The organism is Pseudomonas marvdashtae, assembly GCF_014268655.2.
Taxonomy (GTDB): Bacteria; Pseudomonadota; Gammaproteobacteria; order Pseudomonadales; family Pseudomonadaceae; genus Aquipseudomonas; species Aquipseudomonas marvdashtae.
Genome location: NZ_JABWQX020000002.1, coordinates 624,125 through 650,246 on the forward strand (window position 1 = coordinate 624,125; position 26,122 = coordinate 650,246).

General features: G+C 59.4%; 32 protein-coding genes and 1 pseudogene. 30 read left to right on the plus strand and 3 right to left on the minus strand.

Annotation, left to right across the window (positions count from 1 at the left end; translation table 11 throughout):
* Positions 1-57 precede the first annotated feature (57 nt).
* From HU742_RS22640 to rpoS, 8 genes are all read left to right on the plus strand, one after another.
* Complete coding sequence (locus tag HU742_RS22640) at positions 58-1,170, plus strand: S-(hydroxymethyl)glutathione dehydrogenase/class III alcohol dehydrogenase (RefSeq protein WP_025212132.1); 1,113 nt, start codon at positions 58-60, stop codon at positions 1,168-1,170.
* Positions 1,171-1,178: 8 nt separating this feature from the next.
* Positions 1,179-2,024 (plus strand): S-formylglutathione hydrolase, encoded by an 846-nt coding sequence (fghA, locus tag HU742_RS22645; RefSeq protein WP_186644189.1) that lies wholly within the window; start codon positions 1,179-1,181, stop codon positions 2,022-2,024.
* Between the two features lie 43 nt (positions 2,025-2,067).
* On the plus strand, positions 2,068-2,541 hold the full coding sequence (gene ispF, locus HU742_RS22650) for a 2-C-methyl-D-erythritol 2,4-cyclodiphosphate synthase (protein ID WP_186644191.1): 474 nt from the start codon (positions 2,068-2,070) through the stop codon (positions 2,539-2,541).
* Positions 2,538-3,596 (plus strand): tRNA pseudouridine(13) synthase TruD, encoded by a 1,059-nt coding sequence (truD, locus tag HU742_RS22655; RefSeq protein WP_186644193.1) that lies wholly within the window; start codon positions 2,538-2,540, stop codon positions 3,594-3,596. Before ispF ends, truD begins: the two co-directional genes overlap by 4 nt.
* Positions 3,584-4,333 carry a 5'/3'-nucleotidase SurE gene (surE, locus tag HU742_RS22660; RefSeq protein ID WP_186635061.1) on the plus strand — a complete coding sequence of 250 codons (750 nt, stop codon included), beginning with the start codon at positions 3,584-3,586 and terminating at the stop codon, positions 4,331-4,333. The genes truD and surE overlap by 13 nt, the downstream gene beginning before the upstream one ends.
* A 41-nt stretch (positions 4,334-4,374) precedes the next feature.
* On the plus strand, positions 4,375-5,010 hold the full coding sequence (locus HU742_RS22665; protein ID WP_161796107.1) for a protein-L-isoaspartate(D-aspartate) O-methyltransferase: 636 nt from the start codon (positions 4,375-4,377) through the stop codon (positions 5,008-5,010).
* A gap of 226 nt (positions 5,011-5,236) precedes the next feature.
* Complete coding sequence (locus HU742_RS22670; protein ID WP_186635064.1) at positions 5,237-6,082, plus strand: peptidoglycan DD-metalloendopeptidase family protein; 846 nt, start codon at positions 5,237-5,239, stop codon at positions 6,080-6,082.
* Between the two features lie 106 nt (positions 6,083-6,188).
* Entirely contained in the window at positions 6,189-7,196 is a 1,008-nt protein-coding gene (gene rpoS, locus HU742_RS22675) for an RNA polymerase sigma factor RpoS (protein ID WP_186611216.1), read from the plus strand.
* Positions 7,197-7,687: 491 nt separating this feature from the next.
* Here rpoS and fdxA read toward each other — a convergent pair whose 3' ends face one another.
* The 3 genes from fdxA to HU742_RS22690 form a co-directional block, all read right to left on the minus strand.
* On the minus strand, positions 7,688-8,011 hold the full coding sequence (gene fdxA, locus HU742_RS22680; RefSeq protein ID WP_030139464.1) for a ferredoxin FdxA: 324 nt from the start codon (positions 8,009-8,011) through the stop codon (positions 7,688-7,690).
* A gap of 144 nt (positions 8,012-8,155) precedes the next feature.
* Positions 8,156-10,723: a DNA mismatch repair protein MutS gene (gene mutS / locus HU742_RS22685; protein ID WP_186644246.1), complete on the minus strand. Its 2,568-nt coding sequence runs from the start codon at positions 10,721-10,723 to the stop codon at positions 8,156-8,158.
* A gap of 259 nt (positions 10,724-10,982) precedes the next feature.
* Positions 10,983-11,150 carry a hypothetical protein gene (locus HU742_RS22690; RefSeq protein WP_186611217.1) on the minus strand — a complete coding sequence of 56 codons (168 nt, stop codon included), beginning with the start codon at positions 11,148-11,150 and terminating at the stop codon, positions 10,983-10,985.
* 646 nt (positions 11,151-11,796) lie between these two features.
* Between HU742_RS22690 and HU742_RS22695 the strand changes: the two genes are divergently transcribed.
* The 22 genes and pseudogenes from HU742_RS22695 to HU742_RS22800 all read left to right on the plus strand — a co-directional run bounded on the left by HU742_RS22695 (position 11,797) and on the right by HU742_RS22800 (position 26,048).
* Positions 11,797-12,531, plus strand: coding sequence for a LexA family transcriptional regulator (locus tag HU742_RS22695; RefSeq protein WP_186635495.1), 735 nt, complete (start codon positions 11,797-11,799; stop codon positions 12,529-12,531).
* Positions 12,532-12,991: 460 nt separating this feature from the next.
* Positions 12,992-13,147: a Com family DNA-binding transcriptional regulator gene (locus HU742_RS22700; RefSeq protein ID WP_186644248.1), complete on the plus strand. Its 156-nt coding sequence runs from the start codon at positions 12,992-12,994 to the stop codon at positions 13,145-13,147.
* A gap of 40 nt (positions 13,148-13,187) precedes the next feature.
* Positions 13,188-13,829, plus strand: a complete 642-nt coding sequence (locus HU742_RS22705; RefSeq protein ID WP_186644195.1) for a hypothetical protein — start codon at positions 13,188-13,190, stop codon at positions 13,827-13,829.
* Between the two features lie 30 nt (positions 13,830-13,859).
* Positions 13,860-13,973: pseudogene (locus HU742_RS22710) on the plus strand (Com family DNA-binding transcriptional regulator); the annotation flags it as partial.
* 19 nt (positions 13,974-13,992) lie between these two features.
* Positions 13,993-14,637: a hypothetical protein gene (locus HU742_RS22715; protein ID WP_186644197.1), complete on the plus strand. Its 645-nt coding sequence runs from the start codon at positions 13,993-13,995 to the stop codon at positions 14,635-14,637.
* Positions 14,638-14,684: 47 nt separating this feature from the next.
* Positions 14,685-15,035, plus strand: a complete 351-nt coding sequence (locus HU742_RS22720) for a phage holin family protein (RefSeq protein ID WP_186611220.1) — start codon at positions 14,685-14,687, stop codon at positions 15,033-15,035.
* A 36-nt stretch (positions 15,036-15,071) separates the two neighbouring features.
* A complete protein-coding gene (locus HU742_RS22725) occupies positions 15,072-15,584 on the plus strand; it encodes a hypothetical protein (protein ID WP_186644199.1) in 513 nt (170 codons plus the stop codon).
* Between the two features lie 3 nt (positions 15,585-15,587).
* The gene (locus tag HU742_RS22730; RefSeq protein WP_186635073.1) at positions 15,588-16,199 is read left to right on the plus strand and encodes a phage baseplate assembly protein V; all 612 of its coding nucleotides are present in this window, start codon (positions 15,588-15,590) and stop codon (positions 16,197-16,199) included.
* A gap of 10 nt (positions 16,200-16,209) precedes the next feature.
* Positions 16,210-16,542, plus strand: coding sequence for a phage baseplate protein (locus HU742_RS22735; RefSeq protein ID WP_186635076.1), 333 nt, complete (start codon positions 16,210-16,212; stop codon positions 16,540-16,542).
* Positions 16,539-17,534, plus strand: coding sequence for a baseplate J/gp47 family protein (locus HU742_RS22740; protein WP_186644201.1), 996 nt, complete (start codon positions 16,539-16,541; stop codon positions 17,532-17,534). Before HU742_RS22735 ends, HU742_RS22740 begins: the two co-directional genes overlap by 4 nt.
* On the plus strand, positions 17,531-18,175 hold the full coding sequence (locus tag HU742_RS22745) for a phage tail protein I (protein ID WP_186644203.1): 645 nt from the start codon (positions 17,531-17,533) through the stop codon (positions 18,173-18,175). The genes HU742_RS22740 and HU742_RS22745 overlap by 4 nt, the downstream gene beginning before the upstream one ends.
* Positions 18,172-18,702, plus strand: a complete 531-nt coding sequence (locus tag HU742_RS22750) for a phage tail protein (RefSeq protein ID WP_186644204.1) — start codon at positions 18,172-18,174, stop codon at positions 18,700-18,702. The genes HU742_RS22745 and HU742_RS22750 overlap by 4 nt, the downstream gene beginning before the upstream one ends.
* 24 nt (positions 18,703-18,726) lie before the next feature.
* Positions 18,727-19,347: a hypothetical protein gene (locus HU742_RS22755; protein ID WP_186644206.1), complete on the plus strand. Its 621-nt coding sequence runs from the start codon at positions 18,727-18,729 to the stop codon at positions 19,345-19,347.
* A gap of 9 nt (positions 19,348-19,356) precedes the next feature.
* A complete protein-coding gene (locus HU742_RS22760) occupies positions 19,357-19,614 on the plus strand; it encodes a tail fiber assembly protein (RefSeq protein ID WP_186644207.1) in 258 nt (85 codons plus the stop codon).
* Between the two features lie 85 nt (positions 19,615-19,699).
* The gene (locus HU742_RS22765; RefSeq protein WP_186644208.1) at positions 19,700-19,927 is read left to right on the plus strand and encodes a hypothetical protein; all 228 of its coding nucleotides are present in this window, start codon (positions 19,700-19,702) and stop codon (positions 19,925-19,927) included.
* Positions 19,928-19,929: 2 nt separating this feature from the next.
* Positions 19,930-21,096 (plus strand): phage tail sheath protein, encoded by a 1,167-nt coding sequence (locus HU742_RS22770; protein ID WP_186644209.1) that lies wholly within the window; start codon positions 19,930-19,932, stop codon positions 21,094-21,096.
* Complete coding sequence (locus HU742_RS22775) at positions 21,096-21,602, plus strand: phage major tail tube protein (protein WP_186635096.1); 507 nt, start codon at positions 21,096-21,098, stop codon at positions 21,600-21,602. Before HU742_RS22770 ends, HU742_RS22775 begins: the two co-directional genes overlap by 1 nt.
* A 79-nt stretch (positions 21,603-21,681) precedes the next feature.
* A complete protein-coding gene (locus tag HU742_RS22780; protein ID WP_186644210.1) occupies positions 21,682-22,257 on the plus strand; it encodes a phage tail assembly protein in 576 nt (191 codons plus the stop codon).
* Positions 22,258-22,469: 212 nt separating this feature from the next.
* Positions 22,470-24,434: a phage tail tape measure protein gene (locus HU742_RS22785; protein ID WP_367616117.1), complete on the plus strand. Its 1,965-nt coding sequence runs from the start codon at positions 22,470-22,472 to the stop codon at positions 24,432-24,434.
* A complete protein-coding gene (locus tag HU742_RS22790) occupies positions 24,434-24,817 on the plus strand; it encodes a phage tail protein (protein ID WP_186635104.1) in 384 nt (127 codons plus the stop codon). The genes HU742_RS22785 and HU742_RS22790 overlap by 1 nt, the downstream gene beginning before the upstream one ends.
* Positions 24,810-25,022, plus strand: coding sequence for a tail protein X (locus tag HU742_RS22795; protein ID WP_186644213.1), 213 nt, complete (start codon positions 24,810-24,812; stop codon positions 25,020-25,022). Before HU742_RS22790 ends, HU742_RS22795 begins: the two co-directional genes overlap by 8 nt.
* Positions 25,023-25,031: 9 nt before the next feature.
* Positions 25,032-26,048 carry a contractile injection system protein, VgrG/Pvc8 family gene (locus HU742_RS22800; protein WP_186644215.1) on the plus strand — a complete coding sequence of 339 codons (1,017 nt, stop codon included), beginning with the start codon at positions 25,032-25,034 and terminating at the stop codon, positions 26,046-26,048.
* The last annotated feature ends 74 nt before the right edge of the window (positions 26,049-26,122 follow it).

A 26,122-nucleotide genomic window follows, 5' to 3' on the forward strand; every position in this document is an offset into this window, starting at 1 on the left:
CATCGTCCGGTGGAGGATTACACTCCCTGTCTCGTTTTTATTTACCGGAGTATTCGAATGATCAAGTCGCGCGCCGCCGTTGCCTTCGAGGCCAAGAAACCGCTGGAAATCGTCGAAGTCGACGTCGCCATGCCCAAGGCAGGCGAAGTGTTGCTGCGCGTAGTGGCTTCGGGTGTTTGTCATACCGATGCCTACACCTTGTCCGGCGCCGATCCGGAGGGGATTTTTCCGTCGATCCTCGGCCACGAAGGCGGCGCGATTGTCGAAGCCATCGGTGAGGGCGTGACTTCGGTAGCGGTGGGCGACCACGTGATTCCGCTCTACACCCCGGAGTGCGGCCAGTGCAAGTTCTGTAAGTCGGGCAAGACCAACTTGTGTCAGGCGATTCGCGCTACCCAGGGCAAGGGCTTGATGCCGGATGGCACTTCGCGTTTTTCCTACAAGGGCGAGACGATTTTCCACTACATGGGTACTTCGACGTTCTCCGAGTACACCGTGTTGCCGGAAATCTCCGTCGCGAAGATTCCAAAAGAAGCGCCGCTGGAAAAGGTTTGCCTGCTGGGTTGTGGCGTCACCACTGGTATCGGCGCGGTGCTCAACACCGCGAAGGTCAAGCCGGGTGACACCGTGGCCATTTTTGGCCTGGGCGGCATCGGCCTGTCAGCGGTGATTGGCGCCGTGAAAGCCAAGGCTTCGCGCATCATCGCCATCGACATCAACCCGGCCAAGTTCGAAATCGCCAAGCAGCTCGGTGCCACCGACTGCGTCAACCCGAAAGACTTCGACCGTCCGATCCAGGAAGTCATCGTCGATATGACCGACGGCGGCGTGGACTTTTCCTTCGAGTGCATCGGCAACGTTCAACTGATGCGTGCCGCGCTGGAATGCTGCCATAAAGGTTGGGGCGAGTCGGTGATCATCGGCGTGGCCGGGGCCGGGCAGGAAATAGCCACCCGTCCATTCCAGTTGGTGACCGGGCGCGTCTGGCGCGGTTCGGCATTTGGTGGTGTGCGCGGTCGCAGCGAGTTGCCCAGCTACGTGGAAATGGCCGAGAAAGGCGAGATCCCGCTGGACACGTTCATTACCCACACCATGGGCCTGGAAGATATCAACAAGGCCTTTGACCTGATGCACGAAGGCAAGAGCATTCGTACCGTTATTCATTTCTGAGGTCGGTCATGAGCCTGGAAAACATTTCCTGCCAGAAAAGCTTCGGCGGCTGGCACAAGCGTTACCGACACCGTTCCGAAGTGCTTGGTTGTGACATGGTGTTTGCCGTCTACCTGCCGCCGCAGGCCGAGCAGGGTCGCAAGCTGCCGGTGCTGTATTGGTTGTCCGGACTGACCTGCACCGACGAAAACTTCATGCAGAAGGCCGGGGCCCAGCGCTTGGCTGCCGAGTTGGGGCTGATCATTGTCGCGCCGGACACCAGCCCCCGTGGCGCCGACGTGCCGGGCGATCCGGATGGCGCCTGGGACTTCGGGCTCGGCGCGGGCTTTTATGTCAACGCCACGCAGGATCCTTGGGCGCGGCATTATCGGATGCATGACTACGTCGTGCAGGAATTGCCGGCGCTGGTCGAAGCCCATTTCCCGGCGTCTGATAAACGTGGCATCAGTGGTCACTCCATGGGTGGGCATGGCGCGCTGGTCTGCGCGTTGCGCAACCCCGGGCGTTATCGCTCGGTATCGGCGTTTTCGCCGATCAACAACCCCATGGATTGCCCATGGGGGCAGAAAGCTTTCTCCCGCTACCTGGGGGAAGACCGCTCGAAATGGCGTGAGTGGGATGCCTGTGCGTTGATCGCCGAGGCCGGTGAAAAGCTCCCGCTGCTGGTGGATCAGGGTGATCGTGACGATTTCCTGGCCAACCAGCTCAAGCCCGAAGCCTTGCAACAAGCCGCCAAGGCGGCCGACCATCCTTTGGAACTGCGCCTGCAACCGGGCTATGACCACAGCTACTTTTTCATCGCCAGCTTCATCGATGAACACTTGCAACATCATGCACGCGCCCTGAACGGCTAATGCAGGTAGAATCACGCCCTGACAAAAATCGGGGCGTTTTTTTATGCGTATTGGCCACGGCTACGATGTTCACCGTTTCGCTGAAGGCGACTTCATTACTCTGGGCGGCGTGCGTATCGCACACGGCTTCGGGCTGCTCGCGCATTCTGACGGTGACGTTTTGCTGCACGCTCTGAGCGATGCATTGCTTGGCGCGGCCGCCTTGGGCGATATCGGCAAATACTTCCCGGACACCGACCCGCAATTCAAGGGCGCCGATAGCCGCGTGTTGCTGCGTCACGTGGTTTCGTTGATCCACGCCAAAGGCTGGAAAATCGGCAACGTCGACAACACGATCGTTGCCCAGGCGCCCAAGATGGCGCCACACGTCGAAGCGATGCGCCTGCGGATTGCCGAGGATCTGCAGGTTGAGCTGGACCAGGTGAACGTGAAAGCCACCACCACCGAGAAGCTTGGCTTCGTCGGTCGCGAAGAAGGTATTGCCGTCCATTCCGTTGCGTTGTTGCTGCGCCCATGACCGAACTCGAACTATTGGGCCCGCGGGCCTACGGTGAGTCGCTGGGCAGCGCGGTACTCAAGGCCACGGCGGAAGATTTCCAGGTCGATGAAGTGCTCGATATTCCGTTGAGTGGCGATGGCGAGCATTTGTGGATCTGGGTTGAAAAACGCGGCCTGAACACCGAAGAAGCGGCCCGACGCATTGCCAAGGCTGCCGGGGTACCGTTGCGCACGGTCAGCTATGCCGGGCTCAAGGATCGCCAAGCCCTGACCCGCCAGTGGTTCAGCGTGCAACTGCCAGGCAAGGCCGACCCGGATTTGTCGGCGGCGGAAAATGAAACGCTGAAGATTCTCAAGACCGGTCGCCATCGGCGCAAGCTGCAGCGCGGCGCGCATTCGGCCAATGGTTTCACCCTGCGCCTGACCCAGTTCAAGGGCGACAAAGAGGCTATCGAAGCGCGTCTGCAACAGATTATTCGCCAAGGCATTCCGAACTATTTCGGCGCCCAGCGCTTTGGCCATGACGGTGGCAACGTCGTTGATGCCCGTGCCTGGGCTGCTCGTGGGGCATTGCCGGAGCAGCGCAACGTGCGTTCGCGCCTGCTGTCCACGGCCCGTAGCTTTCTATTTAACAAAGTGCTGGCGGCCCGGGTGGCCGATGGCACCTGGCAAACCGCCCAGGTAGGCGATTTGCTGGCGTTCACTGACAGCCGCAGTTTCTTCCCGGCGGGCGAAGCTGAATGCAGCGATCCGCGCCTGGCAATCCTCGATCTGCACCCGACCGGGCCTCAGTGGGGCGAAGGCCCTTCGCCGACCGCTGGCGCGGTCTTCGAGCTTGAGCAGGCCGTCGCCGAAAGCGAGGCATCGTTGCGAGACTGGTTGATAAACGCGGGAATGAGTCACGAACGTCGCATCCTGCGACTGCCCATCGGCGGGCTGTCGTGGCATTATCCCTCGCCTGACATTCTGCAATTGGAATTCGTCCTGCCGGCCGGATGCTTCGCCACTGTCTTGGTGCGCGAACTCGTCGATCTGGTGCCGGTAGGGCAGACGGACAGCCCATGCGTATTCTGATTTCTAACGACGACGGGGTGACAGCACCCGGCCTTGCCGCGCTTTATGCTGCACTGGCGGATTTTGCCGAGTGCGTGGTCATCGCCCCGGACCAGGACAAAAGCGGCGCCAGCAGTTCGCTGACGCTCGACCGTCCGCTGCACCCCTGCTATCTGGACAACGGCTTCATCAGTATCAACGGCACGCCGACCGATTGTGTGCACCTGGGCCTCAACGGCCTGTTGGAGCGCGAGCCGGACATGGTGGTCTCAGGTATCAACCTGGGCGCTAATCTTGGCGATGACGTGCTGTATTCCGGTACTGTCGCGGCGGCCCTGGAAGGCCGTTTCCTGAACCATACTTCGTTTGCCTTTTCGTTTGTTTCACGGCAGGTCGATAACTTGCCCACCGCCGCCTACTTCGCCCGTAAACTGGTGCAGGCCCATGGCGAGCTGGACCTGCCGCCGCGCACGGTGCTGAATGTGAACATCCCGAATCTGCCGCTTGACCATATTCGCGGCATCCAACTGACCCGCCTGGGCCATCGCGCCCGCGCCGCCAAACCGATGCACGTCGTCGACCCGCGCGGCAAGGCCGGCTACTGGATCGCAGCCGCCGGCGATGCCGAGGACGGCGGGCCTGGCACGGACTTTCATGCGGTCATGCAAGGCTATGTCTCGATCACGCCCTTGCAGCTCGATCGGACCTTCAACGATGCCTTTCGACATCTCGATGGCTGGCTGGAGGGGCTGCGCTGATGGCTCGCGAACAAGACGATATGCTCCGCCGCGGAATCGGCATGACCTCCCAGCGTACCCGGGAGCGACTGATCCAGCGGCTCTACGAAGAAGGGCTGTCCAACGCCCAGGTGCTGGAAGTGATCCGTCGCACGCCACGGCATCTGTTCGTCGATGAGGCCTTGGCCCATCGTGCCTACGAAGACACCGCGTTGCCGATCGGCCACAACCAGACCATTTCCCAGCCTTATATGGTCGCTCGCATGAGCGAGTTGCTGCTTGAGGCAGGGCCGTTGGACAAGGTGCTGGAGATCGGCACGGGGTCGGGTTACCAGACCGCGGTATTGTCGCAACTGGTGGAGCGGGTGTTTTCCGTGGAGCGCATCAAGGTGCTGCAGGATCGCGCCAAGGAACGCCTGGTGGAGTTGAACCTGCGCAACGTGGTGTTTCGCTGGGGCGACGGTTGGGAAGGCTGGCCGGCGCTGGCGCCTTATAACGGCATCATTGTCACGGCCGTTGCCACGGACGTGCCGCAGGCCTTGCTGGATCAACTCGCCCCCGGCGGGCGCCTGGTCATTCCGGTAGGCGCGGGCGAAGTCCAGCAACTGATGTTGATCGTTCGCGAAGAGCACGGTTTTTCGCGACACGTCCTCGGGGCAGTGCGTTTTGTGCCGTTGCTCAATGGACCGTTGGCCTGAGCATTTATAAACGAGCGCTGAATTCCATGGCATGGGCTGTGTCTTACGGCTGCACCGGTCAGTCGAGCACTGGCCTGTCAAACAGCGTTCAACAGCGTCGAGCAAACGTGTGCGGCGGCCTTTCGCGCTTCCTTTATAAAGGAGCGGTATCGGTCAGCCACGGGGCAACAGGTCTGCCTGGACAGGCAGCTATCCATTTCTTCAGCCACCACAAAGGGAGCGGCGGGTGAGTCTCACAGTCATTGCGCAGCGTATGGGTATCACGAGCTTTAAGCGCCTGGTGACTGGCCTTCTCTTGAGTACCTTGCTGGTCGGTTGTTCCAGTACGCCATCGGGTAACGTCCGGGTGGTCGATCGCAACAATGCGACGCCACAACGTCCTACAGTGACGACCGGCCAGTATGTAGTCCGTCGCGGCGATACGCTGTTTTCCATCGCTTTTCGCTACGGCTGGGACTACAAAGCCCTCGCGGCTCGTAACAACATTCCTGCGCCTTATACGATCCATCCGGGTCAGACAATTCGCTTTGATGGTCGCAGCGGTTCAACGCCGACCGCGGTCGTCACGCAGTCGGGTTCGACCCCTTCATCCTCGAGCAAAACCACGGTCATTCGTCGTCCGGCCGGTGCTGCAACGGCGACTGTACCGTCCGTCGCGAACAAGCCGGCGCCCGCGCCGATGCCTCCGGCAGGCCCCGCCCCGACCGGCTGGGGGTGGCCTTCTAATGGCGTTCTCATTGGAAAATTCTCTTCAAACGGTAGTTTGAATAAAGGAATTGATATCGCCGGGGATTTGGGACAGCCTGTTTTAGCCGCGTCTGATGGCACGGTTGTGTACGCCGGGAGTGGTTTAAGGGGCTACGGCGAACTCGTGATCATCAAACACAGCGATACCTACGTCAGTGCCTACGGTCACAACCGCAGGCTGTTGGTTCGGGAGGGGCAGCAGGTCAAGGTCGGACAGACAATTGCCGAAATGGGCTCGACGGGTACGGACCGGGTGAAACTTCATTTTGAGATTCGCCGACAAGGTAAGCCCGTAGATCCGCTGCAATTCCTGCCACGTCGTTGATTCAGTTGTCAGCCTGTTCCGTCACGTAGAGGGAACAGGCTCCAGCGTTGCCAAGGATAAAGGCGTCGCTCGAGCTTGAGGTCGAACTCACCAAAGGACTATAACAATGGCTCTCAGTAAAGAAGTGCCGGAGTTTGACATCGACGATGAGGTGCTCCTGATGGACACCGGCATCGCTATGGATTCGATGTCGAATGATGAAGGGGCGACTCCACCTTCCGTTCGTGCCAAATCCAAACACTCCGCTTCACTTAAACAACATAAGTACATCGACTACACCCGGGCGCTGGACGCCACTCAGCTTTACCTCAACGAAATCGGTTTTTCGCCGCTGCTCTCCCCCGAGGAAGAAGTTCATTTTGCGCGCCTGTCGCAAAGCGGCGACCCTGCCGGTCGAAAACGCATGATTGAAAGTAACCTGCGCCTGGTGGTGAAAATCGCCCGACGTTACGTCAATCGTGGGCTTTCGCTGCTGGACCTGATTGAAGAGGGCAACCTGGGGCTGATTCGCGCCGTCGAGAAATTCGATCCTGAGCGCGGCTTCCGTTTCTCGACCTATGCCACTTGGTGGATTCGCCAGACCATTGAACGGGCAATCATGAATCAGACCCGGACCATCCGGTTGCCGATTCATGTGGTCAAGGAACTGAACGTGTACCTGCGGGCCGCTCGTGAATTGACCCAGAAACTCGACCATGAACCTTCGCCCGAAGAAATCGCCAACCTGCTGGAAAAACCGGTGGGTGAGGTCAAGCGCATGCTGGGTCTCAACGAGCGGGTTTCCTCGGTGGACGTTTCGCTGGGGCCGGATTCGGACAAGACCCTGCTCGATACTCTCACCGATGACCGTCCGACCGACCCGTGCGAATTGCTCCAAGATGATGACCTGTCCCAGAGCATCGACCAGTGGCTCTCGGAACTCACGGACAAGCAACGGGAAGTGGTCATTCGCCGCTTCGGCTTGCGCGGTCATGAGAGCAGCACGCTTGAAGACGTCGGCCTGGAGATTGGTTTGACTCGGGAGCGGGTCAGGCAGATCCAGGTCGAAGGCCTCAAGCGCCTCCGGGAGATCCTGGAGAAAAATGGGTTGTCGAGCGAATCGTTGTTCCAATAACACCTCACGCAAGCACAGTAGAAAAAGCCCCGACTGGTTCGGGGCTTTTGCGTTTTCCGGCGGCAACTTTTCAAGTCCTACCTAATTTGTAGTTTCGGCTTGTAAGCCTTTGCCTAGTGTTACGTAAGTGTTCGGTTTCCCGCTGATAGGATAGATGACTAACAAGGGCGTAGATTTTTTCTATTTCGTTGTTCTATAAGGATTTATTGTTTGTGACTGAGGCGTTACAGCGGGAAAGGGGACGGACGAGCCCGATTGCACTGGCGCGGCAAAATACTAATATCAGTCCTGTGTCGACGGACAGACACACCCACCAAGGACGATGGGCAGGAAGGACATCGCAGGAGCGATTCATCAGGACGATGAAAAGGATTAAAGGGATTAGGGAAAAAATGTGGGCGGGTCAAACCGCCCCTTTTTTTGTCCGCGATTTGCCATGCTCGGAAAAGCAAAAAGGCCCGCAAGGGGCCTTTTCAGTAAACGCTGGATAATCAGCGTTCCAGATCTGCGATCTTGCCAGTCTTGCCATCCCACTCTTCGGCGTCCGGCAGGGCGTCTTTCTTCTCGGTGATGTTCGGCCAGATGTCCGCCAGTTCGGCGTTCAGCTCGATGAAGTTTTCCATGCCGGCTGGCACTTCGTCCTCCGAGAAAATGGCATTTGCCGGGCATTCCGGTTCACACAGGGCGCAGTCGATGCACTCGTCCGGGTGGATGACCAGGAAATTCGGCCCTTCGTAAAAGCAGTCCACCGGACACACTTCTACGCAGTCGGTGTACTTGCACTTGATGCAGTTGTCGGTGACGACGAAGGTCATTTCTAATTCTCTCCTCAGGCGGCTGCAGCGAAGCCCCTTCACGGCGGGGTCGCAAGGTTTGGGAGCGATAATCTGCAAACCCAGGCTAATAAGGTCGCAGCGTCCCAAACCGCGCGAGATTCTAACAGCTTGAAAGCTTGTGCGTTAGATCCGTGTCTTCAATGTATAGAGTAAATCCAGTGCCCGACGCGGGGTCATGTCATCAAGGTCAAGCTTGGCCAGTTCATCGAGCACCGGGTGCGGCAGGCTGGCGAACATGTCGCTTTGCTGCGGCACGGCTGGTTTGCCTTTGGTTGGTCGAGGTACTTCGTGCGGCAGGCTGGTGGTTTCCAGGCGACTCAGGTGCTCGCGGGCACGTGTAATGACGTCGCTTGGTACGCCGGCCAGCTGCGCTACTGCCAAACCGTAGCTCTGGCTGGCCGGGCCCGGCAGTACGTGGTGCAGGAACACGATGCGTTCGTTGTGCTCGGTGGCGTTGAGGTGGACGTTGGCCACCAGCGGCTGGCTCTCCGGCAACACCGTCAGTTCGAAATAATGCGTGGCGAACAACGTGTAGGCCCGCAACTGGGCCAGGCGTTCGGCCGCCGCCCACGCCAGGGACAGGCCGTCGAACGTGCTGGTGCCACGGCCGACTTCGTCCATCAGCACCAAACTGCGCTCGGTGGCGTTGTGCAAGATGTTCGCGGTTTCGCTCATTTCCACCATGAAGGTCGAACGCCCGCCGGCCAAGTCGTCGCTGGAGCCGATCCGGGTGAAGATGCGGTCCACCAGGGACAGTTCGCAGCTCGCCGCCGGCACGAAACTGCCGATATGTGCCAGCAGCACGATCAGCGCGGTCTGGCGCATGTAGGTCGATTTACCGCCCATGTTCGGACCGGTGATCACCAGCATGCGGGTGTTGTCGTCCAGGCTCAGGTCGTTGGCCACGAACGGCGTGGTTAACACCTGCTCGACGACCGGGTGACGTCCCTGGCTGATGCGCATGCACGGCTCGCTGACGAAGCGCGGGCAGTTGAGGTCCAGGTTCAGTGCGCGCTCGGCCAGGTTGCTCAAGACGTCCAGCTCCGCCAGTGCGCCGGCGGTGTCCTGCAACGGTGGGAGCTGGCTGATCAGGTCTTCGAGCAACGCTTCGTAGAGCATCTTCTCGCGGGCAAGGGCGCGACTCTTGGCCGACAGCGCCTTGTCTTCGAAGGCCTTGAGTTCCGGGGTGATGAAACGCTCGGCGCCCTTGAGGGTCTGGCGGCGAATGTAGTCGGCTGGGGCTTGCTCGGCCTGCTTGCTCGGCAGTTCGATGAAATAACCGTGGATGCGGTTGTAGCCGACCTTGAGGTTGGCGAGGCCCGTTCGGGCCTTTTCCCGAGCTTCGAGGTCGATCAGGAACTGGCCGGCGTTTTCGCTCAACGATTGCAGCTCGTCGAGTTCGGCGTCGTAGCCGGTTTTCAGCACGCCACCGTCGCGGATCACCGCCGGCGGGTTGTCGATAATGGCTTTTTCCAGCAGTGCGGCCAGGTCCGGGTAGGTGCTGGTGGTGCGCGCCAGTTGTTGCAGGTGCGGCGCTTCGAGGTCAGTCATTGCCACCTGAAGTTCGGGCAATGCGCCGAGGGCATCGCGCAAGCGCGCCAAATCGCGGGGCCGGGCGTTGCGCAAGCCGATACGGGCGAGGATCCGCTCGATGTCGCCGATTTCCTTGAGCTGCGGTTGCAACTGCTCGAAACGATAGCGGTCGAGCAGGCAGGTGATGGAGGTCTGGCGCGCCAGCAAAACGGTCAGGTCCCGCAGCGGACGGTTCAGCCAGCGGGTCAGCAGGCGGCTGCCCATGGCGGTCTGGCAGCGGTCGACCACCGATTGCAGGGTGTTGTCGCGCCCGCCGGCCAGGTTGGTGTCCAGCTCCAGGTTGCGTCGGCTCGCGCCGTCCAGCACCACCGTGTCATCCAGGCGTTCGTGACGCAGGCTGCGCAAATGGGGCAGGGCGGTACGCTGGGTTTCCTTGGCGTAAGCCAGCAGGCAACCGGCGGCGCCAATGGCCAAGGTCAGGTTCTCGCAACCAAAGCCCTTGAGGTCTTGTGTGGAGAATTGCTGGCAGAGACTTTTCAACGCTGAGTCACGCTCAAAATCCCACGGCGCCCGACGACGTACGCCACGGCGTTTTTCCGCCGGCAGGTCTTTGGGCCAATCATCGGGAATCAACAGTTCCACCGGGTTGACCCGCTCCAGCTCCGCCAGGAGGTTTTCCCAGCCCTTGATTTCCAGCACCGAGAAATTGCCGCTGGTGATGTCCAGCACCGCCAGGCCGAACAGGCGCTCATCGCCCAACACCGCAGCGATCAGGTTGTCCCGGCGTTCATCCAGCAAGGCTTCGTCACTGACCGTGCCCGGGGTGATGATCCGCACGACCTGGCGGTCAACAGGGCCTTTGCTGGTGGCCGGGTCGCCGACTTGCTCGCAGATCACCACGGATTCGCCTAGCTTGACCAGCTTCGCCAGATAACCTTCCGCCGCGTGGTAAGGAATCCCACACATCGGAATCGCCATGCCCGCCGATTGCCCACGCGCCGTCAGGGTGATGTCCAACAGCTTGGCGGCTTTCTTCGCGTCCTCGTAGAAGATCTCGTAGAAATCGCCCATGCGGTAGAACATCAGCTGGTCGGGGTGCTGGTTCTTCAGGCGCCAGTACTGTTGCATCATCGGCGTGTGAGAGGACAGGTCGTTCACGGCGGTATTCATGGGTATCAGGGAAGCTCGTTGAAAGGTGTAGGGCAAAAGGAGGGGCATTGGCCCGGCTTTTCCGCGATGGGTGCAAGGTTAACATGGGGGGTGGGGGGCGACCCAGGGATGAGTGCTTCGATAAGGTTAGTGAAACTGGGCTTTTGTCCTCCAAATTTGCCCTACATGTGGCGAAAAAATATCTGTGAAGCACGAACCAGGCAAAAAAAAGCCCGACGCATGGTCGGGCTTCGCTTCAGTCTTGAAATCAGGCTCGTTTCGCCTCGGCCTGCATCATGACCAGGTTTTGCTGCTTGGTAGCTTCCGTCAAAACCTCGCTATAAACACGCTTCTTTTGATCCGATTTCGCGTTACGAATAAAATCGGCGAAGGTGCTTTTGGTTCCTTTGGACAAGCCAAGCTTGATCGAAATCATAGATGCCCTCCTGACGGTGCTTCGAGCAAGGCCTCTAGGTCCGCCCGCGTGTGTTGCTCAGGGATATGGTAGTCAACCTTATCGACACCATAGTCTTGGATCCTTAAGTTGGAGCCGCTACCAATCCGCTACTAAACGAGATGGGTGGCAGCTGTACGCAGGTTAGTAGACCGGGGATCCAAGGAACCGGCGCGCCCGAGGGCGCCCTGCGCACAGCTACCATTGAGCACAGGTAAGAAACACCAGGCTGAATGGAGCAGTGAGCACCTTGGAATACCGAGCTACTAAACCCGATCACTGATGGGCAGTGATGGAGTCAAGGTACCGGTGGGGTCCAAGGCGCACAAGCCGACGGATTCTGGCGTAGTTGTAGGCAGAGGCGCAAGAAAACGTAGCCTTGCGTCGCACATTTGAAGGACGGCTTTGGAGCCTTTTCCCAAGGGCGTGTAGGGCGATTCCGTGGCGAGGGAGCTTGCTCCCGCTGGGCTGCGCAGCAGACCCTTTTTTGTGAGCGCTTCGCACTGGAGCGCCAGCCCGGTCAAGCGGGAGCAAGCTCCCTCGCCACAATGAATGCAACTGGCTGGAATTGCATATTTATGCGAATCAGCATTTGTCTTCCGCAAAAAGAACAAGCATTATGCGCGTTATGCAAAAACGCAACGTTTCTATCGTATTAAGAGCATTGCTCGATCAGCACGGGATCTCCCCTACGGAGCTTCACCGGCGTACCGGCGTGCCTCAGTCCACTCTCTCGCGGATTCTCAGCGGCAAGATCGTCGATCCCTCGGATAAACACATCTCGAAGATCGCCGAATATTTCGCTGTGAGCACCGATCAGTTGCGCGGGCGCGCCGACATTGCGTCGGCCGGCGGCAGCCGTCGCGAAGAGCCGCATTCCGAACTCAAGGACATAAGCCTGTGGGACGATGACACGCCCGTCGAGGAAGACGAGGTGTCCGTTCCTTTTCTGCGTGAGGTTGAATTGGCTGCTGGATCAGGAAGATTCGTCATCGAGGAAAGCGAGCGCTCCAGCCTGCGCTTCGGCAAGCGCAGCCTGCGCCATAACGGCGTGCAGTTCGACCAGGCCAAGTGCGTGACCGTGCGCGGCAACAGTATGTTGCCGGTGCTGCGCGACGGTGCGACGGTCGGGGTGAATGCGGGCAAGTGTGGGATCGGCGACATCGTCGACGGTGATCTCTACGCCATCAATCACAACGGCCAGTTGCGGGTAAAGCAGCTTTACCGCCTGCCCACCGGCATTCGCCTGCGCAGCTTCAACCGTGATGAACATCCGGACGAGGACTACACGTTCCAGGAGATGCAAGACGAACAAATCGTCATCCTCGGTCACGTCTTCTGGTGGGGCATGTACGCCCGTTAACCCCTGCGCTGTCAGATAAAACCCGCCACCGTGCGGGTTTTTTTTCGCCTCCTGATAACCCGCGACCCCGTATCTGCAAGGGTTCCATGCATTAGCGCATTCGACATGCATAAATAAATGCATTTACGCATTGACTGTATATGCATCCATGCATATTCTGTGTCCAAGCCGCTCGACAAAGCGGCTGGCAACGAAGCTCTTTAGTTCCACCAACAGGCAGCGATGAACCGGCCTTTAACGGTTCAGAGGGTTGGCAACTGACCCGGGTGTGCAGCGTAAAGCACCAGAAGCAGTTATCCGGCGGGCAGGGGCCGCGGTCGGAGGAACAATTTGAATGGATCCGTACCGCGCCAGTCGCGCCGAAAGATCAAGCGCATTACTGAAAAGCCTGGGCAACCGGGCTTTTTGGAATGCCTGTGCCGCAAGGCGCTTCAAACCGCCGCCAATGGGAGGGCTTTCGATGCTGAAGGATTTCAGATGCGGTCACTGCAAAAGACTTCTGGCCCGCATGGGCGAGAACACCGAACTCCAGATCAAATGCTCCCGATGCGGAACGTTGAATCATGTGAAGGCCGTTGAGCCTCGAGTGAACGCCGGCGAGCGACATGAGCGCTAAAGCTGCTTAATCAAAATCATCCGAATCAAAAGGTTATCTCATGAAAAAAGTTACCGTTGCTTCATTGCTGGGCTTGTTTCTATTTTCTGGCGCATTCGTTAACGCTTGGGCTGAAACCGCCCAATCCTGGAACTTGGCAAAAGATGTGATCTTCGCAAAAGAGCGTGTTGCGACAGGCTCGCCTTGGGCGTTCATGGAAAACACCTCTGGCGTGAATAATCCCGACAACTACATCCTTCTGCCGTCGTTTACGGCCGATGTATGTGGCGGAAGGCCTGCGACCTGCTGGCAAGACATTCCGTCCGGGGCTCACGTTACCGTTCACAAGGAAACCTATAACTACAGTGGAAACGGCAGCTTTACTGTTCCGCCAGGTAATGTGATTTTTCATCCTGGTATGAATAGTCAAACCATCATCCGCTGGACCAGTCCTGTCACCGGCGCCGTCAATATTCTGGGGCGTATCAACAGTATCCACAGCGCCTGTGGCGATGGTGTTGCATGGTCGCTTAACCAGGGCGGTGCGGTTCTGCAGTCGGGTAGCTTGGCCAAAGGTGCAGGGGCTGTTTTTTCCCTTAACAATGTATCGGTCACCGCCGCTGCGCCGATTTATTTCGTTCTTGATAAAAAGACTAATTACTCTTGCGACTCCAGCACCATCGACATGCTGATAACCAAATAGCATTCATCGGTTCAAGCAAATACCCAACTCCAGATCAAATGTTTCCGATGCGGAACGTTGAATCATGTGAAGGCCGTTGAGCCTCGAGTGAACGCCAGCGAGCGAACCGTGTGCGGGATAAACCCTGCACGCCTTACTCAATGACATCCATCGAGGCAAGAATATGAAACTCCTGCAAAAAATCCTGCTGGCGACGGCGTTTCTGTCGTCCTTCGTATCCCTGAGTGCCAAGGCTGATACGGCCCTGTCGTGGAACCTGGCCCGGGACATGTACCTGATGACCGAGGCCGCTCCGGCCAGCTCACCCTGGTCGTTCATGCAAAACAAATCGGGGGTGAATGCCTCGGCCAACTACACGCTCTTTCCGTCGTTCCAGGCCGGGGTCTGTAATGGCAAGCCCACTACCTGCTGGCGCGACGATGCGACGGGCGCTTGGATCTCCATTCCAAATGAAAGCTTCACCTTCACCGGCTCGGGCACCAGTTTCGTGTTCAAGCAGGGCGATGTAGCCACGCATCCCGGTACCAACAGCCAGAGCATTTTCCGCTGGGCCAGTCCTGTCACCGGCAATATCAACGTGCTGGGGCGGGTCAATGACCTGCATAACGCTTGCGGGGATGGTGTTGGCTGGTCGCTCAACCTGGGTGACACGGTGCTCCAGTCCGGGAGCCTGGCAAACGGCGGTAGCGCCACGTTCATGCTGAATAGCGTCGCAGTCACGCCGACGTCTTCGCTTTATCTGGTCATCGACAGGAAAGCCAACAACTCTTGCGACGCGACCAGTCTCGACATGCTCATCACTCGATAGCTTGTCGATTCTCTCGTTGTTAACCATCACCCCCCAGGAAGCCTGACATGACAAACGAGCAACAAGCGTTGCTGGACATGCCGATCTGGCTGGTCATCGTGCTCGCCTTGGTGGGCGGGGTGTCCGGCGAGATGTGGCGTGCCGACAAGGAGGGCGCCCGTGGCTGGCCGTTGCTGCGCCGCGTGGTTCTGCGCTCCGGCGCCTGCGTGGTCTGCGGCGTATCGGCAACCATGCTTTTGTACGCCCTCGGGATGTCGATCTGGAGCGCGTGCGCCCTGGGTTGCCTGACCGCCATGGCCGGTGCCGATGTGGCCATCGGTCTTTACGAGCGCTGGGTCGCCAAGCGAATCGGCATCGGCGAAGTCCCCCCGCGGGACGTTCCTCCCGACCACTCGTGAACCCACATCGCTGATCCATAAAAAAGGAGGCGATCTATGGCCGCCCTTATCGAAAAACCATCGCAGCTATTCTTCGCCATTGCCCAGACGCTGCGCATCACCTATCCCACCTTGAAAGTCGGCAGCCCCCAGGAGTTCGATGGCACTGACGACCAACCCTGGGTGCTGATTGCGATTGAGCGCGATGCACCCGGCCACCGTTCCAACAACGGGCGTATCGCCCATGTTCTGACGGTGTCACTGCAAGTGGTCATGGCCGTTCCAGGATGGGACGCCTGCGACTTGGCCGCTGAACTGAAGCACTTGGTCATGGATAACCGCTGGGGCCTGTCGGGCGATCAATGCGACCTGCCCGCAGAGGTCGATGGCCTGCCATCCACCTTCATCAATCCGGCACGGGCCTACACCGCCTGGACCCTTTCCTTCAGCCAAACCCTGTACCTCGGCCCGATGCTGCTGGATGACCCGTTGGGCATCCCGAAATTTGCCCGCACCTGGGAAGTGTCGAACATCGACGACCCGGACCAATACACCGCACTCGAGGGTTGAGCCATGTTCGATGCGTTTCTACGGATGCAACTGGGGCCGATCATCGAGCGCCTCGCGCAGATGGAAGCCGAGCTCGAGGACTTGCATCGGCGCGCCGACGGCGTTTGTCGCATCGGTGTCTGCCAGGAAGTCGATGCGGCTAGCAACACCTGCAAGGTCAGCCATGGCGGACTGCTGACCCCGGCGATCCGCTTTTTCAACCCGAGCGCCGGCGCTCAGAGCGAGTCGCGGATTCCGTCCGTGGGCGAGCAGTGCCTGTTGCTGAACCATGGCGGCGGCGATGGCGGCGGGCAGTCGGTGGCGCTGTTCGGCCTTAACGGCGGCCAGTTCCCGCCCGTCTCGACCGAGGCTTCGCTGACGCGTCGCCTCTACCAGGACGGTACGGAAAACGGCTACGACCATGCCAGCCATGTCCTGCATTGGATGAACGGCCCGGCGACGTTCAGCGGTTCCCGTGAATCGCTCCAGTTGAGCGTTGGCCCATCGAGTCTGGTGATGACGCCGCAAACCATCGAACTAAAACTGGGCGCCGTCGGCGTTCGGCTCGACGCCGCTGGTGTGCACCTGAGCGGCCCGGTGGTGGATCACCAGGGGCGCGTCATCAGTACCGCATAAAGGATTTCCCATGATTGGAATCGATCGCAATACCGGCGCGACGGTCGACGACTGGCTGCAATTTGTGCAGCGCGCCACCCGCGCACTTACCACGCCGTTGGGCACTCGCCAGAAGCGGCCTTTGTATGGCTGCGCGTTGACCGAGTTGCTCGGGCAGAACCTCGGCGATGACTTGCTGATTCTTGCCCAGAGCCACGCCGCCCAAGCGTTCTACAACCCGCACAACGGCATCGACGATTTTGAGCCGCAGGTCATCGTCGCCAGCCGGCACGGTGCCGGATTGCTGCTGCGTTTCGCCGGCACCTGGAAAAACCGCAAACAGACTTTTGAGGTGGTGACATGAGCATGTTGATTCCCGGCCAGAACCAACTGGCCGAACCAGCCATCGTCACCGTCGAAGCGTTCGAGGAGTTGCTCGCAGAGTTCAAGACCTTCGTGGTCGAGTACGTCGCCGCACGCTCTCCTGCAAGCGCCGCCAAGCTGGTGGACAGTCTCGAGAACGAAAGCGAACTGCTGACCCTGGCCCTCGAGGCGTTCTGCGTTCGGCTGCAAACCCACGAACGCAAATACAACGCCCGCATCAAGCAGATGCTGGCGTGGTGGGCGACGGGAACCAACCTCGACGCGCGCCTCGCGGACATGGGGCTGGAACGCCAATTGCTCGACCCCGGCGACCCAGCGGCATTTCCGCCCATCCCTCCGATGTACGAAAGCGATGATGATGCGCGGTTGCGCTACTACCTGGCGCCGCACGCCCCGGCGGCCGGTTCGCGCATGCAGTATCGGCGGGAGATTTTTACCTTGGGTGAACGGCCAGTGGTGAACGTCGAAAACGCTTCGGCGGGTGAGGTGACGGTCACCTACACCTTCGCACCGGATGGTCATGCGGCGCAGATCAAGGACGGCAACGGTCGCCGTACGGCGCCCGGCGAAGTCACGGTCACGGTGCTCTCCCGAGAGGGCAATGGCACGCCATCCGAGGCGCTGCTCGACGGCGTCCGCGAGCACTTCGCCCGGCCTGATGTGCGACCGGAAACGGATCGGGTCATCGTGCAGGCCGCGCAGATCAAGAACTACAAAATCCGCGTCGTGGCGAAGATCAATCCCGGCCCTGACTCCGGTCTCACCCAGGCTGCCGCACAGCGGCAATTGCAGGAATACGCCGAGGCGTGCCATCGCTTGGAAGGCCGGGTGGACCCGAGCTGGATCGACTACACGCTGCACAGCGCCGGCGCGGTTCAGTTGCAGATTCTCGAACCGCTTGCGCCGATTGTGACGACGGCTTTCCAGGCGCCGTACTGCACGGGCGTCGAGGTCGAGGTGGATACGTTATGAATGACGATCAACCTCGCTTGAGCCTGTTGCCGGTGAACAGTTCGCCGCTGGAAAGAGCGCTGGACCTGGGCTTCGCCCGGTTGCTCGAGCGCATTGATCCGCCGTTTCCCGAGTTGATGAATCCGCTGGGAACGCCTTTGGGGTTCCTGCCGTATTTGGCGGCGGATCGTGGGGTCGGTGAGTGGGACGCGGAAGCCAGCGACCTGGAAAAGCGTCTGACTATTTCATTGTCCTGGCAAATCCAGCGCCAGGCCGGTACTCGCCAAGCGCTGAATCATGCCGTCGAGTCTATGGGATTCGTGCCGCATGTCACCGCCTGGTATGAGCAACAACCTAGTGCTCACCCCTACACATTTGATGTGCACGCGGTCATCGGTCGGAGTTGGTCCAGCGGCGATCATAATCGCTTGATACGGCGAATCAATGCCGCCAAGAGCGAGCGCGACCAGGCCACTATCACGCTCGTACATCAAACGAGGGGCAGTCTGGCGCTTGCGTCAGCCTCCCATGGAGCATTGAGCGAAGCAGAACTGTTTCTGTGCGGGGCGCTGCCATCACTTGATTTTGATGCACGGCTTATCAGCACCGGCTTTTTCCAACCCTACACCATTAACGATTACGACCTCAGGGCGCAGCCATGACAGAAGACATTACGCGCTTGGTTCGCTTCACTTCCGCCGGCCTGGCCGAAGTGTTAAAGGCGAAAAACCAAGGCTTGAAAGGTGAGATCACCCACATCGGGGCCGGCACCGCCCGCTACGATCCCAACGGATCGGAAACGGCGCTTCGCAATGAACGACAGCGTGTGCCAATCGTGGATTACGAAGATCTGGATCCAGGGCAGCTGAGAATGGCAGCTTTGTTTGAGGGGCCGGATGAATATGAGATTGGCGAGTTCGGTTTCTATCTTTCTACCGGCACGTTGTTAGCGGTGTATTCGGTAGCTGGAAAGTTGCTGACCTACAAAGCGGCGGCCGCGCGAGTATTGCAAAAGTTCACGCTGGATATTTCACCGTTGCCGGCGCAAAGCGTCACGGTGGTGGTCGGGTCCGACAACCTGAATATTCTGTTGAGTGAAGAAATCGCCACGTTGGCTACCGCCAATATCGACAACATGGTGCGGCACGTTGGCCTGATGTTTCGAGTAATGGCGCTCGAAGCTAAATAATCAAATAGTACAAGGAACCTGAATGTGAGTCTGGAAACCACTATCGCGTCGCTGGTATCAGCGGCCAATAACTTGACCTCTGTGGTCAATGGAAAAATCGGCAGTATCAACACGACCATGGCCACGGCTTTGACACAGTTCAATGAGTGGCGAAGCCTGAAGGATGTAGAAGGGGATCCAACTGCCCTGGGCACGATTCGACGCAACGTCTTGCAGGGGCATGTTCACGGGACAGGCGGCGTCTATGGTGCAACGGCACAAGGTGATTTTGTTTCCACCAACCTGGGTGCCAGCGCAAATGTATACATGCATTTCAAAGTACCGCTTAACATCAATACCAATTCGGAGATGTTCTGGTTCAATATCAAGGGCTACAGTTACGGCACAGCCAAAATAATCGACGAAACGTTGGTGGGGTATTGCTACCAGCCCACTCGGGTCCTGCAAAACGCTTCGACTTTTGGAAACATGACCCCTTCTATCTATGTCGATACAAACGGAAATATTGTCATGCGAATTCTGATTCCAAACATTTATTACACCACCGTGCGCATTGACACCATGCGTGTGGGCAATGGTCGGTTGTTCAACCTTGGGGATTTGGTCACCAGGTTGTCGCTGGCCGAAACCGTCGTTTTCAGCTAAGGAACGAACATGTCTGATCTTTCCAACAATGACACACCCGAAATTCCCCTGGCCGTACCGTCGCCTGAAATCGAATGGGCTGCCATTCGCACGCGTCGTAATCAACTTCTGCGAGACACGGATTTTACCCAACTACCGGACTTCCCGGCGACAGAAGCCCAACTCGCCGAGATCAAGGCTTACCGCCAGGCCTTGCGAGACATCCCAGAAGCGGATGAGGAACCGTCCAGGCTGCGCTGGCCCGTGCTGCCAGATTTCATCAAGTAAACCACGACCGCGAGAGCGGTTTTTTTTCGCCCGCATTGAGCCCCTAAATGGGGCTTTTGTGTTTTCGCATCTGGAGAGACCGTAGATGCCCATTCGTAAGCATTACACCGTGCTGCTGCCATTTCCTATCGGTGGCGGCCACTGGTCGAGCGCCGGCCAGAAAATGGAGCTGTTGGATGTCGAGGCCAGTGCTTTGCGCAGTGCCGGTCGCCTCGAACTGACCGGCGTCCTGGATACGCAGAAACCGGCAGTTGACACGCAAGCCACCCCAACCACCCCGGCCAAAAAGGCCACCACCAAGAAGGCTGAATAACCATGGCTGAGGTTTTGAACTTCGAGCACAACGGCATCACCGTCAACGCTACTGAGTCCCCTGAGGCCATGGGTGGCCTGGGCGATAACGTCATCGGTCTGGTCGGCACCGCACCGAACGCCAACGCGCTGATCCCGAAAAACACCCCGTTTCGCATCAACAGCTTTACCACCCAGGCCCAGTTGGACCCGACCGGTGCCGAGGCGGGGACGTTGTTCCACGCGGTGTACCAGATTCTCAAAGTGGTCAAGGTGCCGGTCTACGTGGTCATCGTCGAGGAGGGCGCGACGCTGGCCGATACGCAGAACAATGTGATCGGCGGTATCGAGGCGCAGACCGGGCGCAAGTTGGGGATGGCGGCGTTGAGTGGGGTCGCCGAAGACCTGACCATCATCGGCGCGCCGGGCTTCACCGGCACCAAGGCGGTGGCGAGCGAGTTCGCTTCGTTTGGCAAGCGCATCAAGGCCCGTGTGGTGCTCGACGGCAAGGACGTCTCGGTCGCCGATCAAGTGACTTACAGCCAGGAACTGGGCGGCGCCGACCTCGGTTTTGACCGTTGCCTGGTGGTGCACAACATGCCGGCGGTGTATTCCAAGGCGGCGAAGAAAAACGTTTTCCTGGCGCCGTCGAGCCTGGCCATCGCTGCCCTCGCCAAGGTCAAGCAGTGGGAGAGCCCGGGCAACCAGGTGACCTACGCCGAAGACGTTTCCCGCACCGTCGAATACAACATCCTCGACACCTCAACCGAGGGCGATCTGCTCAACCGCTACGGCGTCAGCTATTACGCCCGAACCATCCTCGGCGGCTTCTCGCTGTTGGGTAACCGCTCCATCACCGGCAAGTTCATCAGCTACGTCGGCCTGGAAGATGCCATCAGCCGCAAGCTGGTGAAGGCCGGCCAGAAAGCCATGGCCAAGAATCTGACCAAGTCGTTCATGGACCAGGAGGTCAAGCGCATCAACGACTGGCTGCAAACCCTGGTCGCCGACGAAACCATTCCTGGCGGCAGCGTTTACCTGCACCCGGAATTGAACAGCGTCGAGAAGTACAAGAACGGCACCTGGTATGTGGTCATCGACTACGGCCGCTACGCGCCAAACGAACACATGATTTATCAACTCAATGCCCGCGATGAAATCATCGAGCAGTTCCTGGAGGACGTTCTCTAATGTTTACCAACCGCGTAAGACAGGCCATCGCGGCCACCCTGCAAGGCCTGCCATTGTCGGCGACCGTGGAAGAATTCACGCCGCCGAAAATTGAATTCGAAATGGAAGAGATGCGCGGCGGGCGCTTCATTGGCGAGGAAATGGCCAAGAGCGGCAAGGCGCTGACCGCCAAGCTGGTGCTGCAAGGCGTCGGCCCGGAAATCATGCTGGCCCTGGGCGTGAGCGTCGGCGATGACATCCTGCTGAATGTGCGCGAAGCCGGGCAGGATCAGGACGGCAACACGTGGTTTACCTACCACACGGTGGGCGGCAAGTTGAAGTCCCTGGACGAAGCTGCGTTGAAGATGAACGACAAACCCACCACCACCCTCGAGCTGGCCTGCCGCACCTATAACCGTCTGGAAAACGGCATCCCGGTGATCGACATCGATGTGCGCACACAGAAGTTCGTGCTCAACGGCGTCGACATTCTTGGCGATGCCCGCCGTGCGGTATTGCTGCCCTAAGCCAGAAACCTGGCGGCTGACCCGATCTGTGGACGCGTGTTCGTCCACGGGTCGCTCGCCATTCAGCAAGGAATACATCATGTCCTGGACACCTCCTGTTCACGTCCTGTTGTCGCCGATCACGGGTGACGATGGGACGCAAATCGAACAACTGCAACTCAAGCCGCTGTACTACGCCGCGCAAAAAGACGCCCTGGCCCGTGCCGGCGATGGCGAAGACGATCAGTTCTTCGAACTGGCCAAGCTGGCGACCGGCCTGTCCCTCAAGGAGCTGGATCAACTCAAGCGCCCGGACTACGTGAGCATCGCGCAATACGTACACGAAATGTCCACGCGCCCGACCTCCCACTTCTTGGAACAGGTGGATGGCGCCCCCGCCGATCCCGACCAGGTGCAACTGCTGCAACCCCTCGACGTCGCGGGCCGCAGCCTGACCTCGTTGACCCTGGAAATGCCCGTGCTGCGGGCCACCAAGGCGATGAAAAAACTGAAGACGGCCAAGGAACGCGCCGAGTTCATCACGGCCCATTGCACTGGCCTGATGCTTCCCGACCTGGCCTCGCTGACCGTGCCCGACTGGACGCAACTTCAGGTACGCATCGACGATTTTTTAAACAAACCGGCGGACTTCTTTCGGAGCGCGACATCGAATTGATCCTCGATGTGGTGCCGCTCATTTACTCGGTGAGTGAAGCGGAAATCCTGGAGTGGGACGCCGGCAAGGCCTTGCGCCGATACGACATCGCGATCACTCGCCTTGGCGTGAAACAGGAGTAGCGCCCAATGGCGGACGATAGATATTCCCTCAGATACGCAGCCTTCGATAAGAGTGGGTTAGCGGCTCCAAATGCCAGCCCCACGAGCAATTTGATTATTTCCGCCGGCGATCGGCTGCCAGGATTCAACCTGGCGCTGGAAAACCTCGGGCTCAAGCTCGGCCTTCTGACCACGGCGGTCGAGTCGCTGACCTTGAAACTCTCGGTGCAGCGCGCCTTCTTCCAGACGATGGGCGCTGGCGCCAAAGGTGAATCGGCCAATGATCCTAAAGGTAAGGCGGGGCGCGGTATCGAACCGCCGGCGCTGTTGAAACCCGCGATTGAAATGGATTCGGCCATGGCCGACCTCAAACAGGCCGGCCAATTCACGCCTCGCCAGATTGCCGAGATGGCTGAGCCAACCCAGCGTATTGCCAGCGCGCCATTGGTAGCGGCCGGCGGAACCACGGCGGTTGAGCTGGTGAGGATGCAAAGCCTGGCCGCCAAGAATGGAATTGGCAGTGAACTGCCCAATGCCTCGGACCGGCAATTGGCACTGTTGCGGTTTGCCAGTGATGCAGGCGTGACCGCCTCGACGTTCAGAATGCCGGCCATGGACGCCGCCGAGATGCTGCTTGGCTGGCGTACTTCCATGAAGCTCAGCGCAGGGAAAGCGTTTGATCTGGCGGACGCGACCAACCACCTAGGCAAGATCAGCGGTGGTGCAAAAGCGAGTGATATCGGCACCGTGTTGCAACGTGACGGTGCGGCGGCGACTTCGGTAGGCCTGCAGCCAGAGCAAGCCGCGGCGTTGACAGCGGCGATTCTCAACACCGGTACGCAACAAGCTGAAGCTGGCGCGGCGCTTGATAGTTTTACGACTGCGCTGGGCAAGGGCAATCAAGTCTCCGCGACTGAACAAGCGGCCTGGAAGCGACTGGGGCTGGATTCCAAAGAGGTGGCGAGCGGCCTGCGCGACAAGGACGCCGCGCCGGGGACGGTGATGTCCGTGCTTGCAGCGTTGAACGCGCAGCCGGCCGACAAACGCACGAACCTTGCGTCTTCGCTGTTTGGCACCGGGAATGAGGCGGTGCTGCGCATGGCGCAGAAACTGGACGATGTGAATGCGGCCTTCTGGCAGGTGAAAGCTCCAGGCCAATACGCCACTTCACAACTGGGCAATGACGGCTCGGTGAAGCAGGACGCGCTGGCGCTATCGAATACCCTGCAAGGCCGGTTGAACGTCTTTAACGCCAGCAACGAACGGCTGTCGTTGGCCGCTGGCAATGCCGTGGCGCCTGTCATGGACAGCTCGTTGCAATGGCTCGGTTCGCTTAACGACGGCATGAGCGAGTTGGCCGAAACTTCACCCAAAGCCACCGCTGCCATTGTACTGGTCGGTGCGGCGCTCAAACCGCTGGTGGGCGCGCTGCTTAAAGCCATCACCGATGAGCTGAGCAATCGAGCGGCCAAGCGGATATTGGAGCCCGCGAGCGCTGCGAAAGCCGAGGTTGGCGGGAGCGTCGGTCGTTCCCTGCGAGGCATGAATACTTCAGCGCGCTCGTTGCGCTTCATGCCCGGAGCGCCTGTTCTCGGCGCCGTCCCCCAGTTGGTCGAAGGCGCAGTTAACGGCGACGTCCAGATGATTGGCGCAGGCCTGGGAGCTGCAGGCGGCGGCTGGGCCGGAGCTTCGGCAGGTGCAACTGCGGGCGCCACGATCGGCACCTTTTTCGGTCCGGGTATCGGCACCGCCATAGGTGGAGCCCTCGGCGCGATTGTCGGCGGTCTGGCGGGAAGCTGGATCGGCGGTGAGTCGGGTTCCTGGCTGGGCGAGAAGCTCGCCTCGCCCGTCGACAAACTCCCCCCGGCTGATCAAACCACGAGAGGGCTGCCCCAAGCCCAGGCCGCCACCCAGCAAAACGCCCTGACCGCGAACATCTACATCAATGGCCAAGACCAGGCCAGCGCCGCTCAATTGGCGAACCTGGTGGTGCAACAAATCACCAGCCAATTCCAACTCATGCCTAATTCACTTGCCATGCGCAGTGATGCGGCCCTGACTGACGGAGTGACCTGATGCGTCAGCAAATGGCGTTGGGCAGTTTCATTTTCGGGCTGTCTCGCAATTTCGCCTACCACTCCCTGGTTCGTACCTCGGACGGTGGCTGGAAAAGCATCGACATCCTCACCAGCAAACCCAAGTCCAGCCAGGTCGGCCAAGGCCTGCAAGGGCTGACGATTACCGGCAAGTCCATGTACGCGACCGCCATGGATCGACTCGATGAGCTGCGTGCATTGCAAGCGCTGCGCATCCCTTTGCCGCTGGTGGACGGCATCGGCCGCAACTGGGGCTTGTGGCAAATCAACAAGGTCTCGGAAACCCAGACCGAGATCATCGACGACGGCACCGCGATGGTGGTTGGCTGGGTGATTGAATTGACGGAGTTCGCCAATGCGTAGGGTTCGAAGCATCGCCGGCGACTCGGTGAATCTGTTGTTGTACCGCGAGCTCGGACGTTGTGATGACGCCGCCGAAGAAGCGCTCTGGCGGCTGAATCCGGGGCTGGCGGAATGGGGTCCGGTATTGCCTGCGGGCGTGTGGGTCGTCCTGCCGGAAGTGGAGCTCAAACCGGTTGCAACCCCATCGGTTTCGGCCTGGGATTAAGGAGGCGACATGTCATTGGGTTTTACACCTGCGGTAGAAATTTATGGCGCGAACGCCGCGCTGCTCAACCAGCGATTGCTCAGTTGGACGCACATCGATGCGGCGGGTATCGAGTCCGATCAACTGACGCTCACGCTCAGCCTGGAAGGGCTCGAGGGACTGCCCAGCCTTGAGGGGAAAATCGGCTTGCGGGTCGGTTACCAAGAGTCCGGGCTCGTGGATAAAGGTGAGTTCGTCGTGACCCGGCGCACACCGACATTGTTTCCCCTGCGCCTGACATTGGTGGCGACGGCGGCGCCGTTCAGCGCGTCGGACCAGACCGGTTTCAAGCAGCGCCGATCTGTCAGTCACGGCCCGACGACTCTGGGGACGTTGTTTCGTCAATTGACCTCGAGGCACGGATTTTCCCCTCGCGTCGCCCCCGAGTTGTCGCTGATCAAGATCGAGCACATCGACCAGTCCAACGAAACCGACATGGGATTCCTGACTCGGCTGGCCCATCGTTACGACGCGGTCGCCAAGCCGATCAACGAGTTGTATGTGCTGGCACGTCGCGGCCAGGCGAAATCGCTGTCGGGCAAAATCCTCCCGGACACAAAGCTGTCGGTGACGACGAACAATCGTCCAGGTGACCAAGCCTTTGTCTCTGCGGTTCTTGATGAAGCGGCCCGGGCGAAATACCAGGGCTGCAAGACCACTTGGTGGGATGCGGTGGCGGGCAAAGCGCGTGTCGAAGAAAGCGGTATCGCGCCATTCAAGACGCTGCGTCAGCGCTTCCAAAGCGCAGACGATGCCCGCGCCGCCGCTGAAGGGGAGGTACGCCGGATGATGCGCGAAGCGCTCAAGGTCACCATTGAATGCCCTGGCAATCCGGCGTTATCCGCAGAAGGCATCGTGCTGCTTGACCCAACCTGGCCGGATTTCATGCGCGGCCGCTGGTCGATCGACAAGGTCACCGCCAGCGGCGACCGGGAAAAAAGCTACCGCTGCAAGATCGAGGCGACTTGTCTGGATGCGAGGGGCTGACATTTGTTACCAGTGCACGTCGATCCAGCTAAAACGAACTGCTCGCGGTGTCTGGAGTAATCAAGTGCCGGCTT

What these genes read in the sequence shown, in the direction of transcription:
- ispF (WP_186644191.1), top strand. Translation starts at nt 2,068, where the DNA reads ATGCGTATTGGCCACGGCTACGATGTTCACCGTTTCGCTGAAGGCGAC.
- HU742_RS22800 (WP_186644215.1), top strand. Translation starts at nt 25,032, where the DNA reads ATGTCATTGGGTTTTACACCTGCGGTAGAAATTTATGGCGCGAACGCC.
- HU742_RS22715 (WP_186644197.1), top strand. Translation starts at nt 13,993, where the DNA reads ATGAAACTCCTGCAAAAAATCCTGCTGGCGACGGCGTTTCTGTCGTCC.
- HU742_RS22735 (WP_186635076.1), top strand. Translation starts at nt 16,210, where the DNA reads ATGATTGGAATCGATCGCAATACCGGCGCGACGGTCGACGACTGGCTG.
- HU742_RS22665 (WP_161796107.1), top strand. Translation starts at nt 4,375, where the DNA reads ATGACCTCCCAGCGTACCCGGGAGCGACTGATCCAGCGGCTCTACGAA.
- HU742_RS22705 (WP_186644195.1), top strand. Translation starts at nt 13,188, where the DNA reads ATGAAAAAAGTTACCGTTGCTTCATTGCTGGGCTTGTTTCTATTTTCT.
- HU742_RS22770 (WP_186644209.1), top strand. Translation starts at nt 19,930, where the DNA reads ATGGCTGAGGTTTTGAACTTCGAGCACAACGGCATCACCGTCAACGCT.
- HU742_RS22775 (WP_186635096.1), top strand. Translation starts at nt 21,096, where the DNA reads ATGTTTACCAACCGCGTAAGACAGGCCATCGCGGCCACCCTGCAAGGC.
- HU742_RS22795 (WP_186644213.1), top strand. Translation starts at nt 24,810, where the DNA reads ATGCGTAGGGTTCGAAGCATCGCCGGCGACTCGGTGAATCTGTTGTTG.
- HU742_RS22740 (WP_186644201.1), top strand. Translation starts at nt 16,539, where the DNA reads ATGAGCATGTTGATTCCCGGCCAGAACCAACTGGCCGAACCAGCCATC.
- truD (WP_186644193.1), top strand. Translation starts at nt 2,538, where the DNA reads ATGACCGAACTCGAACTATTGGGCCCGCGGGCCTACGGTGAGTCGCTG.
- rpoS (WP_186611216.1), top strand. Translation starts at nt 6,189, where the DNA reads ATGGCTCTCAGTAAAGAAGTGCCGGAGTTTGACATCGACGATGAGGTG.
- HU742_RS22750 (WP_186644204.1), top strand. Translation starts at nt 18,172, where the DNA reads ATGACAGAAGACATTACGCGCTTGGTTCGCTTCACTTCCGCCGGCCTG.
- fghA (WP_186644189.1), top strand. Translation starts at nt 1,179, where the DNA reads ATGAGCCTGGAAAACATTTCCTGCCAGAAAAGCTTCGGCGGCTGGCAC.
- HU742_RS22700 (WP_186644248.1), top strand. Translation starts at nt 12,992, where the DNA reads ATGCTGAAGGATTTCAGATGCGGTCACTGCAAAAGACTTCTGGCCCGC.
- HU742_RS22695 (WP_186635495.1), top strand. Translation starts at nt 11,797, where the DNA reads ATGCAAAAACGCAACGTTTCTATCGTATTAAGAGCATTGCTCGATCAG.
- HU742_RS22730 (WP_186635073.1), top strand. Translation starts at nt 15,588, where the DNA reads ATGTTCGATGCGTTTCTACGGATGCAACTGGGGCCGATCATCGAGCGC.
- HU742_RS22790 (WP_186635104.1), top strand. Translation starts at nt 24,434, where the DNA reads ATGCGTCAGCAAATGGCGTTGGGCAGTTTCATTTTCGGGCTGTCTCGC.
- HU742_RS22760 (WP_186644207.1), top strand. Translation starts at nt 19,357, where the DNA reads ATGTCTGATCTTTCCAACAATGACACACCCGAAATTCCCCTGGCCGTA.
- HU742_RS22720 (WP_186611220.1), top strand. Translation starts at nt 14,685, where the DNA reads ATGACAAACGAGCAACAAGCGTTGCTGGACATGCCGATCTGGCTGGTC.
- HU742_RS22690 (WP_186611217.1), bottom strand. Translation starts at nt 11,150, where the DNA reads ATGATTTCGATCAAGCTTGGCTTGTCCAAAGGAACCAAAAGCACCTTC.
- HU742_RS22780 (WP_186644210.1), top strand. Translation starts at nt 21,682, where the DNA reads ATGTCCTGGACACCTCCTGTTCACGTCCTGTTGTCGCCGATCACGGGT.
- HU742_RS22640 (WP_025212132.1), top strand. Translation starts at nt 58, where the DNA reads ATGATCAAGTCGCGCGCCGCCGTTGCCTTCGAGGCCAAGAAACCGCTG.
- HU742_RS22725 (WP_186644199.1), top strand. Translation starts at nt 15,072, where the DNA reads ATGGCCGCCCTTATCGAAAAACCATCGCAGCTATTCTTCGCCATTGCC.
- surE (WP_186635061.1), top strand. Translation starts at nt 3,584, where the DNA reads ATGCGTATTCTGATTTCTAACGACGACGGGGTGACAGCACCCGGCCTT.
- HU742_RS22745 (WP_186644203.1), top strand. Translation starts at nt 17,531, where the DNA reads ATGAATGACGATCAACCTCGCTTGAGCCTGTTGCCGGTGAACAGTTCG.
- HU742_RS22765 (WP_186644208.1), top strand. Translation starts at nt 19,700, where the DNA reads ATGCCCATTCGTAAGCATTACACCGTGCTGCTGCCATTTCCTATCGGT.
- fdxA (WP_030139464.1), bottom strand. Translation starts at nt 8,011, where the DNA reads ATGACCTTCGTCGTCACCGACAACTGCATCAAGTGCAAGTACACCGAC.